This is a genomic window from Carnobacteriaceae bacterium zg-C25, assembly GCA_017945845.1.
Taxonomy (GTDB): Bacteria; Bacillota; Bacilli; order Lactobacillales; family Aerococcaceae; genus WM01.
The window spans coordinates 645,129-657,647 of sequence record CP072828.1; the positions used below are offsets into that span (position 1 = coordinate 645,129).

Sequence of the window (12,519 nt, forward strand, 5' to 3'; positions counted from 1 at the left end):
ATTTGACCATTCATCAAAATTTAAGCAGTGTGTATTCTTATTATGTAGTTCAGTGATAAAATAAGTCTTATTTTTATAAAAAAATTGGCGAATAATTGTATGGCTATATTTTAGAATGAGGTGCTTTTAATTTAATGACTTGATTTTATTAGTGTCATCCATTAAAATAAACACATATAACGATGATTAGGAATAGTAGAATGTCGTCTTTTTTAGAGAGTGATTGGTTGGTGTAAAATCACAAAGAAACGGTTTGAACTCGCCTATAAGTTAGTAACTTGAATGCAGTAGGGTTACTCGGGTCGCGTCCGTTATCCGTATGATAAGGCTCAAAGAGCATTTATAGGTGGTACCGTAAATTTTAATCAATTTACCCTATAACTGTATGATGATATACAGTTATAGGGTTTTTATTTTTAAGGAGGAAGAAAATGAATTTCAAACATCAAGAAATCGAACAAAAATGGCAAACGTATTGGGATAAACACGAAACGTTTAAAACAACAGAAGATGATACAAAACCTTATTACTATGTATTGGATATGTTCCCTTACCCATCTGGACAAGGGTTACACGTAGGGCATCCTGAAGGGTATACGGCGACAGATATTTTAGCACGTATGAAACGCGCACAAGGGTATAACGTACTGCATCCAATCGGATGGGATGCCTTTGGTTTACCAGCTGAACAGTATGCATTAGATACGGGGAATGATCCAGCAACATTTACCTATCAAAATATTCAAACGTTTAAACGTCAATTAAAATCATTAGGTTTTTCATACGATTGGGATCGTGAAATCGATACGACAGATCCAAATTACTACAAATGGACGCAATTCATTTTTGAAAAATTAATTGAAAAAGATTTAGCGTATGTGGATGAAGTTGCGGTAAACTGGTGTCCGGCTTTAGGAACAGTTTTATCCAATGAAGAAGTAATTGATGGTAAATCAGAACGTGGCGGTCATCCGGTCTATCGTAAACCAATGCGTCAATGGGTATTGCGTATTACGGCTTACGCGGATCGTTTGTTAGACGACTTGGAAACAATTGACTGGCCAGAAAGCTTAAAAGATATGCAACGTAATTGGATTGGTCGTTCACATGGCGCGCACGTTCATTTTAAAGTTGCCGACAGTAATGAGCAATTTACCGTATTTACAACACGACCAGATACGTTATTTGGTGCAACTTACTGTGTATTGTCTCCAGAACATCAATTGGTTAGTGCCATTACAACACCACAACAAAAAGAAGCGGTGGAAGCGTACATTCAAGAGGTGTCAACAAAATCGGACTTGGAACGTACGGACTTAGCCAAAACCAAAACGGGCGTATTTACGGGTGCTTACGCAATCAATCCAATTAATCAGGAACCAATTCCAATTTGGATTGCTGATTATGTGTTATCCAGTTATGGAACGGGGGCGATTATGGCGGTTCCGGGACATGACGAGCGTGATTTTGAATTTGCTACAAAATTTGAATTGCCAATTATTCGTGTAATTGAAGATGAAAACAACTCTCCATTACCATTAACAACTGATGGTGTACATGTGAATTCAGCGTTTTTAAACGGTCTAAATAAAGAAGACGGTATTCAAAAAGCGATTGAATGGTTGACAGAAAATGGTGTTGGTGAAAAAGTAACGTCATATCGTTTACGTGATTGGATTTTCTCTCGTCAACGCTACTGGGGTGAGCCAATTCCTGTTATTCATTGGGAAGACGGTAGCATGAGTGTGGTACCAAGTGAAGAGTTGCCGTTACTATTGCCGAAAACAGAAAACATTCGTCCAAGTGGTACGGGAGAATCGCCGTTGGCGAATATTGCGGAATGGGTTAATGTCGTGGACGAAAATGGCCGTAAAGGACGTCGTGAAACGAATACAATGCCTCAATGGGCGGGGAGTTCGTGGTATTTCTTGCGCTATGTTGATCCAACAAATGACAATGCGGTAGCCGACTTTGAAAAATTGAAAAAATGGTTCCCAGTTGATATGTATGTGGGTGGTGCAGAGCATGCGGTATTACATTTGCTTTACGCACGATTCTGGCATAAGTTTTTATACGACATTGGTGTTGTACCAACTGCAGAACCATTCCAACGTGTCTTTAACCAAGGTATGATTTTGGGCGAAAATAATGAAAAAATGTCTAAATCTCGTGGCAATGTCATCAATCCTGACGATGTGGTGAACCGTTTAGGTGCAGATACACTACGTTTATATGAAATGTTTATGGGACCTTTAGATGCGTCAAAACCATGGAGTGAAAAAGGGTTAGAAGGTAGCCGCCGTTTCCTAGATAGAGTATGGCGCTTAATGGTGAATGAAGATGGTACGTTAAAAGATACATTGGTGAAAACCAATGACGGTGCGTTAAATAAGGTATATCACCAAACTGTTAAAAAAGTGACTGAAGATTTTGAAATCATGCACTTTAATACGGGAATTTCTCAAATGATGGTCTTTGTCAATGAAGCCATGAAAGCTGAAACATTGCCAATTGATTACGCTAAAGGATTTTTACAATTGTTAGCACCCGTTACACCGCATTTAGCAGAAGAATTGTGGGAAAAATTGGGTGAAACACAATCCATTCAACATGAAAAATGGCCAACTTTTGATGAAAGCTATTTAGTGGAAAATACGATTGAAGTCATTTTACAAGTTAATGGTAAAATTAAAGCGCGTGTCGATGTTCCAGTAAACTTAGATAAAGCAGCGTTTGAAGCGTTGGCGTTGGAAAATGCTGATGTGAAAGCAGCGCTTGATGGTAAAACAATCGTTAAAATGATTACTGTACCAAATAAATTAGTAAACATTGTGGTGAAATAATGATTTGGGTAATGTTTTTACTCAATTTAAACGCGTTTTTATTGTTTGCTGTAGATAAAAGAAAAGCAAAAAAGCGTCTTTATCGCACATCTGAAAAAACATTGTTACTGTCACTAGTGTTTGGTAGTTTTGGTGGTTACTTTGCCATGATGATGTGTCATCATAAAACAAAAAAATGGTATTTTCATGTTGTTGCTATAATGAGCATGCTTTTAACAATAGGGCTATACGAAAAAATCAGTCGTCTTATGATGTGAGACGACTGATTTTATTATTTTTGAAAGACGGAAATGCCGGCTTGTTGCAATGCGGAAATGTATTTTTGGTAAAAGGCATCTTTTTTTTCGACTGACTCTTCATATGATGTAAATAAACCGACTGAATAATACAATGCACCACTTGGTGTCGTCTGCAACCCTAATAAAGTTGGGATAACACCACCGCTTAAAACATCTGCATCTGAAGCGTTTACGTTTTTAATAATCTTTTCGATGTCAAAAGCTTGAGAAGTATCGGTAATAAACAAGTTAATTAAAGTACGTGTGTGATGGCGGGTTAGATTTTTAACGATGGTAATTTCTTTGTTGCGAATAAAGTAGGTAGCACCATCTAACCCTTCAATTGTCGTTAAACGTAGTCCAATGGATGTCACGCGTCCTTCGATGTTTGAAATGATGACATAATCGTCAATATCGAATTGTTTTTCCATTAAAATAAAGACACCGTTCACTAGGTCGTTGACAAAGCTTTGAGCGCCTAACCCGATAATCAATCCGGCAATACCGGCTCCGGCAACAAGAGTTGCCATAGGGACACCTAAAATGGATAATATAATATATCCAGTAATAAAATATAAAACGTAGTGTGCTAGACTTTCAAACAAATGACGTAACGTGTCGTAGCGTTGTTGAGACATGCCATGTGGGCGTATCATTTTTTTAGTTGATTTTTTGATTAGGTTAAGAACAACGTGGTTCAAAAATAAAAATACTAGTAACGTAATTAAAATAAAGAATAAACGCCACAGGATAATTGTGGCAATTTCAGACCAATTAACTGACATATAAACTCCTTTTCATAGCGTGCTCATATTGTATCAAGTTTTTTGCTTGCTTGTAAACTCTCAAAGTTGTAAAATAAAACTATTATTTTAATAGAGGTCAGTATGAAAATAGCATTATTTACAGATACGTACTTTCCACAGGTGAGTGGAGTGGCAACGTCCATTAAAATTTTAAAAGAAGAATTAGAATCACAGGGACATTCTGTCGTTATTTTTACGACGACTGATCCTGATGCGCCGGAACATGAAGAAGGTATCGTTCGTATTGCTAGCATTCCGTTTCTATTTTTTACAGATCGCCGTATGGCGATTGGTGGGATGTATAAAGCGATGCACATTGCAAAAGAAGAAAAATTTGATTTGGTGCATACGCATACAGAATTTGGCATGGGTTTAATCGGAAAATATGTGGCTTATCGATTAAAAATTCCAAGCGTACATACGTATCATACAATGTATGAGAAGTATTTGCATTATATTGCCAATGGCCACCTTGTAAAACCAACACACGTGAAATGGTTGTCACATTATTTCTGTAATCATACATCTGGTGTAATTGCGCCGGGCGATCAAATGGCAGAGATTTTAAAAAGCTATCATATTGATACGCCGATTCAAACAATCCCGACAGGTGTACCGATTCCAGAATACAATCGCGAACTGCGCTCTCAAATGCGTAAACAGTTAGACGTTTCAGATGATGAAATTATTTTATTGTCATTGTCTCGTGTCGCTAAAGAAAAAAGTATTGATGTGTTGATTGACGCGATGCCAGAAGTGTTGAAAAAGCACGGGTATTCTCGTTTAGTGATTGTTGGAGATGGTCCAGAAAGACAAGCTCTTGAACAACAAGTGAAACGCTTAAATCTTGAAGATTGTGTAACGTTTACGGGCGAAATTAATCATAGTGATGTGTTTAAATATTATCAAATGGCAGATGTATATATCAACGCCTCACAAACAGAAACACAAGGGTTGACGTATTTAGAAGCGTTAGTGAATCAATTGCCTGTGGTGGCTAAGAAAAATGATTATTTATCAAGCATTATTACGGATAAATCAATGGGTCAGTTGTATAATGACATTGCTGACTTGCCAAAAACAATTTGTGAGTATATTTCGTATTTAAATAATAGTGCACCAACAACACAAGAAAAACGTGATGAATTATTGTATGATATTTCAGCAAAACATTTTGGTGAAATGGTATATGATTTTTATACACAAGCGATTGCTTCATATGCTACAAAACAAACCAATACTGAAAATCCAAAATCGTTGTTAAACCGCATTTACTTTAAACAATGGTTTTCACGAAAAAATAAAGATGAAGAATAATGTGATGTCGTTTTGACATCACCATACGCAACCATGGTGGAATGGCAGACACGCTGTCTTGAGGGGGCAGTGGGGAGACCCGTGCGAGTTCGAGTCTCGCTGGTTGCATTATTGCAGCCGTTCGAACGAAGTGAGTTACGGATGTAATATGGGACGGAGAATCACGGAGTGATTTGAGTACCAATCCTTGCATCTCGAAGAGATGAAGCCGTTCGAACGAAGTGAGTTACGGATGCAGTATGGGACGGAGAAGTACGCAGTACTTCGAGTACCAGTCCTTACATCTTCAAAGAAGATGAAGCCGAACGAATACAGTGAGTTACGGATGCAAAGGGATAGAAAATCCCATAGTGATTTGAGTACCAGTCCTTACATCTTCAAAGAAGATGAAGCTGAACGAACGTATTTTACAAATTTAAAAATCAATCCAAAAAACCGTCTGTAAGGATGGTTTTTTCTGTTGCAAATCATTTTTATTTTTCAACACTTTTATAGACAGAACGCAATATTTATTTTAAAATATAAGCAAATGTTTCTTTTTGAAACATATGTTTGAAGAAAGGGGTAAGCTATGAACGATAATGAGCAACTTGTTTTTGAGTTGATTAAAAATAATCCGTTTATTTCACAACAAGAAATAGCTGATGTTGTTGGGTTATCACGTCCTGCAATTGCCAATATGATTTCATCGTTAGTGAAAAAAGGATTTATTTTAGGTAAAGCCTACATTGTCAACCGTACTGAAACGGTTGTGTGTATCGGTGCAGCCAATGTTGATAAAAAAATTAAAACGACACATCGTCTACAGCCGTACACGTCTAATCCTGTAACATCAATGACATCAATCGGTGGTGTTTGTCGAAATGTAGCGGAAAACTTAGGTCGATTAGGTCAAGAGGTTGTTTTAATTTCTGTTGCTGGAAACGATTCAGAATGGGCGTACATTAAAGAATTGTCCAGTCCGTTTATGGATACTGAAGCAGTTGTGACAATTGAAGGGCAGTCTACAGGCACGTACACCGCGTTACTAGATAATGACGGCGAAATGTATTTGGGTCTTGCAGATATGTCTGTTTATGACGCACTAACACCTGACGTATTAAGTAAGCAATCACAATATTTACAACAAGCCAAGTGCATTGTGATGGATTTAAATTGTCCGAAAGAATCAATTGAATACATTTGTTCGTTTGCGAAAAAACATGAGATACCACTTATTTTAATTACGGTTTCTGAACCAAAAATGGAACGAATGCCAGATGATTTAAGCGCCGTAAAATGTTTAATTACCAACGTTGGTGAAACCTGTGCGTTTTTCAAAACGACGTTAGAAACCGATGAAGATTATGAACGTATCGTGCGACAATGGCAATCATTAGGTGTTGAAACGGTGGTCTTAACACAAGGGGCAAAGCGTATTATTGCAGCGAATAAAGCGATTCATTGGTACGATGTTAAAGCACTAGACGGCAATCAAATTGCAGATGTTACGGGAGCAGGTGATTCGTTTACAGCGGCGTTTATTGACTCCTATTTAAATGAATCACATACAATGGACGATCATGTGTTAGCGGGAATGACGAACGCGTATCATACCATTCAAGTGTATCAAACGGTAAGACAAAATTTAACAAAAGACAAATTATTAGAAGAAATCAAGGAGTATCGTAATGAATAAATATATTGTATTATCACAAGAAGTTCAAGAAGGTATGGCTAAAGGATTGCCAGTAGTTGCGTTAGAATCAACGATTATTTCACATGGTATGCCGTATCCCAAAAATGTTGAAATGGCACGCACAGTAGAACAAATTATTCGTGACAATGGAGCAGTACCAGCGACAATCGCTATTATTGATGGAAAAATTCGAGTTGGGTTATCAAACGAAGAGTTAGAAATGTTTGGTAGTTCAAAAGGTATCGCCAAAGTATCACGTCGTGATATGGCGGATGTATTAGCGTCTGGTAAATTAGGAGCAACAACTGTAGCAACAACGATGATTGGTGCAGAATTAGCGGGCATTAAATTTTTTGTTACCGGTGGTTTAGGAGGTGTTCATCGTGGTTGGGAAACAACGTTGGATATTTCTGCGGATATGGATGAATTTGCGCAAACAAATGTAACTGTCATTTGTGCTGGAGCGAAATCGATTTTAGATTTACCAGCAACTTTGGAATATTTAGAAACAAAAGGTGTACCAGTGATTGGTTACCAAACGAAAAATTTACCAGCGTTCTTTACGCGCGATAGCGGTTTGAAGTTGCCGTTAAGTGCAGATTCTTTAGAACACATTGCCAACATGATTCGTACGAAGTGGGAATTAGGTCTTGAAGGTGGTGTTGTGGTAGCTAACCCAATTCCAGTAGAACACGCAATGGATCCTGCTTACATTGATGGTATTATTGAAAAAGCTGTAAAAGAAGCTGAAGAACAAGGTATTGTCGGTAAAGATATTACACCGTTCTTATTGGGTAATATTGTTGAAAAAACAGGCGGTAAAAGCTTAGAAGCCAATATCAAATTGGTTGAAAACAATGCACGTGTCGGTGCGCAATTAGCCGTAGAATATTTTAAAAACAATGCATAAATGATAAAAAAAGCACGAAAAGCCCTAGATGAAAGGGCTTTTTTTGCATTTATATGAAAATATGATATAATCTAAAAATAAAAAATAAATCGTTCTTTATGGAGGAAACATGGAAAACAACGATTATGATAAAAATTTACATGATCAAGATACGGTAATTGATGAGCCTTGGTCATATCAATTTGAAAACGAAGAAGAAGAGCAAACAACACGTGCTTCACGTCATACAAAAACAAAAGAATCGGGATTATATAGTAAAATTATCTTTACTGTATTTGGATTAATTGTTGCTGTGATTGCTGTTTGGGCATTAATGCGCGGTTTGAATTTAATCGGTGGAACAAGTCAACAAGGTTCAACAACACCTGCAGTTCCAAAATTAGTTTTACAATCTCAAACCACGACAACAGCACCTTCATCAAAAGCAGATGAACAAAGTACATCAAGTACACAAGCTAATCAATCAAGCAGCACACAATCAACAACAAGTGCAACGAATAACGCAAGTACGCAAGGGACATATACCATTGTTTCTGGAGATAGCGCGTATTCAATCGCATCAAATCACGGCATGACCGTTTCAGAATTTTACGCATTGAATGGTTTTTCAGAATCAACATTGTTATTACCTGGACAAACTGTAAAAGTATCGTCAGGAAGCACAACATCAAGTCGTACAAATACGACAACACCTGCTACAAATAACACTAGTGTTGGAAGTTATACTATCCAATCTGGAGATTCTATTTATAGTATTGCTGAATCTCATGGTATGACCCCATCAGAGTTTAAACAATTGAATGGTTTAACCGATGATTCATTGTTATTGCCTGGTACTGTTGTGAAGGTAAATGTGAACTAATGATGAAGAAGTTAACGGTTGCAATAGATGGACCAGCTTCATCGGGAAAAAGTACAATTGCAAAATTAATTGCAAAAAAACACCAATTAATTTATTTAGATACGGGTGCGATGTATCGTTGTGTGACACTATTTTGTTTAAATGAAAACATTGATTGTTCAAACGAAGCGCTTGTGAGTAAGGCGTCTAAAGAGATAGACATTACTTTTCAAAATGACGGTGATACACAACGCGTATTTTTGAATGGGAATGATGTCACAAAAGCAATTCGCGATCAAAACGTTACGTCACACGTATCGCTTGTATCGTCTTATGAAGCCGTTCGTAAAGAGATGGTTTCTCGTCAACAAAACTACATTCAAGACGGTGGCATTATTATGGACGGTCGTGATATTGGAACGGTCGTGATGCCCAATGCCACACTGAAAATTTTTATGATTGCTAGTGCTCGTGTACGTGCCCAACGTCGCTATGACGAAAACATTGCTAAAGGCATTGTGACAAGTTCGCTAGATGTTTTAGAACAAGAAATTCGTGAACGCGACTTGTTCGATTCAACGCGTGAAGTCACACCGTTGAAAAAAGCAGAAGATGCCATTGAAATTGACACGACGTCATTAACGATTGATGAAGTAGTGTGTCAAATTTCTAATATGATTAATGCACAAAAAGTCTAGTATGCTACTAGACTTTTTTTTGTATTTTGATATACTAATATTATTGATGTTTGTGAAAACAAACATGCGAAAATTTTATTTATCACAGGTTGTGGTATGGGAGGATATAATAGATGTCAGAATTTTTAGACGCTTTGAACAGTACGTTAGAAGTTAATGTGGGTGATTTAGTACAAGGAGAAGTGATTACAATTCAAGATAACAAACAAGTTATCGTTGGTATTGTAGGTGCTGGTGTTGAAGGTGTTATACCAGCAAAAGAATTATCTGCTACACCAGTTGAAGCACTAGAAGATGTTGTTTCAGTAGGAGATGTTTTAGATTTAGTTGTTGTGTCAACAATTCGTGAAAAAGAAAACGATGGTGGTAGCTTCTTGTTATCTAAACGTCGTGTAGACGCACGTAAAGTGTGGAGCGATATTGAAGCAAAATTTGAAAATGGTGAATTAGTTGAAGGAACCGTTAAAGACGTTGTCAAAGGTGGTTTGGTTGTTGATTTAGGTGTACGTGGATTTGTACCAGCCTCTTTAGTATCAGACCGTTTTGTTCGTGACTTATCACAATTTAAAGGTCAAACTCTAACATTCCAAATTGTTGAATGTATCCCTGCTGAAAATAAATTAGTATTGTCACGTAAAGAATTAGTAGCAGCACAAAAAGCTGAACAATTAAGTAAAGCATTAAGCAATATTGAAGCGGATACAGTGGTTGAAGGAACTGTATCACGTCTAACTAATTTTGGTGCATTTATTGATTTAGGTGGTGTCGACGGTTTAGTACACGTATCTGAAATTTCTCATGCGCACGTTAAAAATCCTGCATCTGTATTAACTGTTGGTGATAAAGTAAACGTTAAAGTTTTATCAGTTGATGAACAAGCTGGACGCGTATCATTATCAATTAAAGCAACAACAAAAGCACCTTGGGAAGTTGCCGCAGAACAAATTGCTCAAGGCGATACAGTTGAAGGTGTTGTAAAACGTTTAACAGACTTTGGCGCGTTTGTTGAAGTGTTACCTGGAGTTGAAGGTTTAGTTCACGTATCACAAATTTCTCATGAACGTGTTAATGTACCAAATGAAGTGTTGACGGTTGGTCAAACCATTACAGCACTTGTACAAGAGTTACGTTTAGCTGAACAACGTATGTCATTAAGCATGAAAGCGTTGATTGAGCGTCCTGTACGTGAAGTTGAACAAGTTGATAGCCAAGAAGATGACTTTGAGTATGTTGCTGATGATACAACTGTAACACTTGGAGATGTTTTAGGCGATCAATTACAAGTTACTGAATAATATAAGTTCATTGGATAAGGGTAATGTCTTCCTATTCGACATTATCCTTGTTTTTTTGAAAGAGGTGAAAAGATGAAAATTCCAACATTAGCCATTGTAGGAAGACCAAACGTTGGTAAATCAACCATTTTTAATCGCTTAGTCGGCGAACGTATTTCCATTGTTGAAGATATTTCTGGTGTGACGCGTGATCGCATTTATGCACAAGGGACATGGCTAGAAAAACCATTTAACGTTATTGATACGGGTGGTATTGAATTAAGTGATGAACCGTTCATGTCACAAATTAAACACCAAGCTGAAATTGCCATTGATGAAGCGGATGTTATCATTTGTTTAACAAGTGTTCGTGAAGGGGTTACTGAAGCGGATGAATATGTTGCACGCCTTTTACATAAAAGTAAAAAGCCTGTTATTTTAGCGGTGAATAAAGCGGATAATCCGGAACAACGCAATGAAGTGTATGAATTTTATTCATTGGGATTAGGTGATCCGTTCCCGATTTCTGGAAGTCATGGATTAGGATTAGGGGACTTATTAGATGAAGTTTTCCGTCAATTACCAGATTCTTTTGAAGATGAAATAGATGATGACAAAATTCGTTTTTCATTAATCGGTCGACCAAACGTTGGTAAATCGTCATTAGTTAATGCGATTCTTGGTGAAGATCGTGTGATTGTGTCTAATGTCGCTGGAACAACGCGTGATGCCATTGATACAGAATTTACAGATGAAGACGGTACCGTTTTCCAAATGATTGATACGGCTGGTATTCGTAAACGCGGTAAAGTTTATGAATCAACTGAAAAGTACAGTGTTTTACGTGCCTTACGTGCCATTGATCGTAGTGATGTTGTTTTAATGGTGTTAAATGCCGAAGAAGGCATTCAAGAGCAAGATAAAAAAGTGGCTGGTTACGCACATGACGCTGGAAAAGGTGTGATTATTGTGGTAAACAAGTGGGACGCCATTGAAAAAGATACGCATACGATGAAAAAATTTGAAGAGGATATTCGTGGGCATTTCTTATACTTGGACTACGCACCAATTGTTTTTGTATCGGCATTGACAAAACAACGTTTGAGTTTATTGCCTGAATTGATTAAAACGGTAAGTGAAAATCAAAATTTACGAATTAGTTCATCTTTATTAAATGATGTTTTATTAGATGCTATTGCAACTAATCCAACACCAACAGATAAAGGCAAACGATTAAAAATTTACTACTTAACACAAGTTGCGGTGAAACCACCAACATTTGTTGCTTTTGTAAACGACAAAGAATTAATGCATTTTTCTTATGAGCGCTTTTTAGAAAATCAATTGCGTGCAACGTTTGAATTTGACGGAACACCAATTAAAATGATTACACGCGAACGTACATAAAATGTACTGAAAGAATACCGTACCTATGAGATTGTAATCGGTTGAATGTGGTTGCATTGATAGGGGGAATGTGGTATATTATGGTAGTGATTTTGAATAACTAATATTCAAAATAATCGCATAGCAATATTAAATTTGTTATGTCATATTGGAGGTGAAATAATGGCAAATAGAGCAGACTTAGTAGAACGCGTAGCAAACGAAACAGGCTTCACAAAAAAAGATGTTGCTTTAACAGTTGATGCGTTATTCGATACAATTCAAGCAGCTTTAGCTAAAGGCGAAAAAGTTCAAATTATTGGTTTTGGTAACTTTGAAGTTCGTGAGCGTGCAGCCCGTAAAGGTCGCAACCCTCAAACAGGTGAGGAAATTAAAATTAAAGCAAGTAAAGTACCAGGTTTCAAAGCTGGTAAAGCATTGAAAGATGCAGTTAAATAATTAACAACAATCGCCCCCTTAAATCTGTG

Annotated in this window: 11 protein-coding genes, 1 tRNA gene and 1 other annotated feature; of the genes, 11 read left to right on the forward strand and 1 reads right to left on the reverse strand. The window is 37.1% G+C overall.

What is annotated here, in order from left to right; all coding sequences use genetic code 11:
* Nucleotides 1-173: 173 nt before the first annotated feature.
* Nucleotides 174-381: a binding site (T-box leader), on the forward strand.
* Nucleotides 382-431: 50 nt separating this feature from the next.
* Nucleotides 432-2,843: a leucine--tRNA ligase gene (locus J7S27_03070; GenBank protein QTU83519.1), complete on the forward strand. Its 2,412-nt coding sequence runs from the start codon at nt 432-434 to the stop codon at nt 2,841-2,843.
* Entirely contained in the window at nt 2,843-3,100 is a 258-nt protein-coding gene (locus tag J7S27_03075; GenBank protein QTU83520.1) for a DUF1294 domain-containing protein, read from the forward strand. The genes J7S27_03070 and J7S27_03075 overlap by 1 nt, the downstream gene beginning before the upstream one ends.
* A 14-nt stretch (nt 3,101-3,114) precedes the next feature.
* Here the strand turns inward: J7S27_03075 and J7S27_03080 are convergent, their stop codons facing one another.
* The gene (locus J7S27_03080; GenBank protein ID QTU83521.1) at nt 3,115-3,906 is read right to left on the reverse strand and encodes a mechanosensitive ion channel family protein; all 792 of its coding nucleotides are present in this window, start codon (nt 3,904-3,906) and stop codon (nt 3,115-3,117) included.
* A gap of 102 nt (nt 3,907-4,008) precedes the next feature.
* Between J7S27_03080 and J7S27_03085 the strand changes: the two genes are divergently transcribed.
* The 9 genes from J7S27_03085 (at nt 4,009) to J7S27_03125 (ending at nt 12,490) form a co-directional block, all read left to right on the forward strand.
* Nucleotides 4,009-5,244 (forward strand): glycosyltransferase family 4 protein, encoded by a 1,236-nt coding sequence (locus J7S27_03085; protein ID QTU83522.1) that lies wholly within the window; start codon nt 4,009-4,011, stop codon nt 5,242-5,244.
* Nucleotides 5,245-5,271: 27 nt separating this feature from the next.
* Nucleotides 5,272-5,352, forward strand: a tRNA-Leu gene (locus tag J7S27_03090).
* 463 nt (nt 5,353-5,815) lie between these two features.
* Nucleotides 5,816-6,922, forward strand: a complete 1,107-nt coding sequence (locus tag J7S27_03095; protein QTU83523.1) for a winged helix-turn-helix transcriptional regulator — start codon at nt 5,816-5,818, stop codon at nt 6,920-6,922.
* Nucleotides 6,915-7,832 (forward strand): pseudouridine-5'-phosphate glycosidase, encoded by a 918-nt coding sequence (locus tag J7S27_03100; GenBank protein ID QTU83524.1) that lies wholly within the window; start codon nt 6,915-6,917, stop codon nt 7,830-7,832. Before J7S27_03095 ends, J7S27_03100 begins: the two co-directional genes overlap by 8 nt.
* A gap of 109 nt (nt 7,833-7,941) precedes the next feature.
* The gene (locus tag J7S27_03105) at nt 7,942-8,694 is read left to right on the forward strand and encodes a LysM peptidoglycan-binding domain-containing protein (protein ID QTU83525.1); all 753 of its coding nucleotides are present in this window, start codon (nt 7,942-7,944) and stop codon (nt 8,692-8,694) included.
* Nucleotides 8,694-9,371 carry a (d)CMP kinase gene (locus tag J7S27_03110; GenBank protein ID QTU83526.1) on the forward strand — a complete coding sequence of 226 codons (678 nt, stop codon included), beginning with the start codon at nt 8,694-8,696 and terminating at the stop codon, nt 9,369-9,371. Before J7S27_03105 ends, J7S27_03110 begins: the two co-directional genes overlap by 1 nt.
* Nucleotides 9,372-9,484: 113 nt before the next feature.
* Nucleotides 9,485-10,666, forward strand: a complete 1,182-nt coding sequence (gene rpsA / locus J7S27_03115) for a 30S ribosomal protein S1 (protein QTU83527.1) — start codon at nt 9,485-9,487, stop codon at nt 10,664-10,666.
* A gap of 72 nt (nt 10,667-10,738) precedes the next feature.
* Nucleotides 10,739-12,052, forward strand: coding sequence for a ribosome biogenesis GTPase Der (gene der / locus J7S27_03120; protein ID QTU83528.1), 1,314 nt, complete (start codon nt 10,739-10,741; stop codon nt 12,050-12,052).
* Between the two features lie 162 nt (nt 12,053-12,214).
* Nucleotides 12,215-12,490 (forward strand): HU family DNA-binding protein, encoded by a 276-nt coding sequence (locus J7S27_03125; protein ID QTU83529.1) that lies wholly within the window; start codon nt 12,215-12,217, stop codon nt 12,488-12,490.
* Nucleotides 12,491-12,519: the final 29 nt, after the last annotated feature.

Bases quoted from the DNA above. Each gene is read 5' to 3' on its own strand.
- J7S27_03110 (QTU83526.1), top strand. From the start codon at position 8,694: ATGATGAAGAAGTTAACGGTTGCAATAGATGGACCAGCTTCATCGGGA.
- J7S27_03100 (QTU83524.1), top strand. From the start codon at position 6,915: ATGAATAAATATATTGTATTATCACAAGAAGTTCAAGAAGGTATGGCT.
- J7S27_03105 (QTU83525.1), top strand. From the start codon at position 7,942: ATGGAAAACAACGATTATGATAAAAATTTACATGATCAAGATACGGTA.
- J7S27_03070 (QTU83519.1), top strand. From the start codon at position 432: ATGAATTTCAAACATCAAGAAATCGAACAAAAATGGCAAACGTATTGG.
- J7S27_03075 (QTU83520.1), top strand. From the start codon at position 2,843: ATGATTTGGGTAATGTTTTTACTCAATTTAAACGCGTTTTTATTGTTT.
- rpsA (QTU83527.1), top strand. From the start codon at position 9,485: ATGTCAGAATTTTTAGACGCTTTGAACAGTACGTTAGAAGTTAATGTG.
- J7S27_03125 (QTU83529.1), top strand. From the start codon at position 12,215: ATGGCAAATAGAGCAGACTTAGTAGAACGCGTAGCAAACGAAACAGGC.
- J7S27_03080 (QTU83521.1), bottom strand. From the start codon at position 3,906: ATGTCAGTTAATTGGTCTGAAATTGCCACAATTATCCTGTGGCGTTTA.
- J7S27_03085 (QTU83522.1), top strand. From the start codon at position 4,009: ATGAAAATAGCATTATTTACAGATACGTACTTTCCACAGGTGAGTGGA.
- J7S27_03095 (QTU83523.1), top strand. From the start codon at position 5,816: ATGAACGATAATGAGCAACTTGTTTTTGAGTTGATTAAAAATAATCCG.
- der (QTU83528.1), top strand. From the start codon at position 10,739: ATGAAAATTCCAACATTAGCCATTGTAGGAAGACCAAACGTTGGTAAA.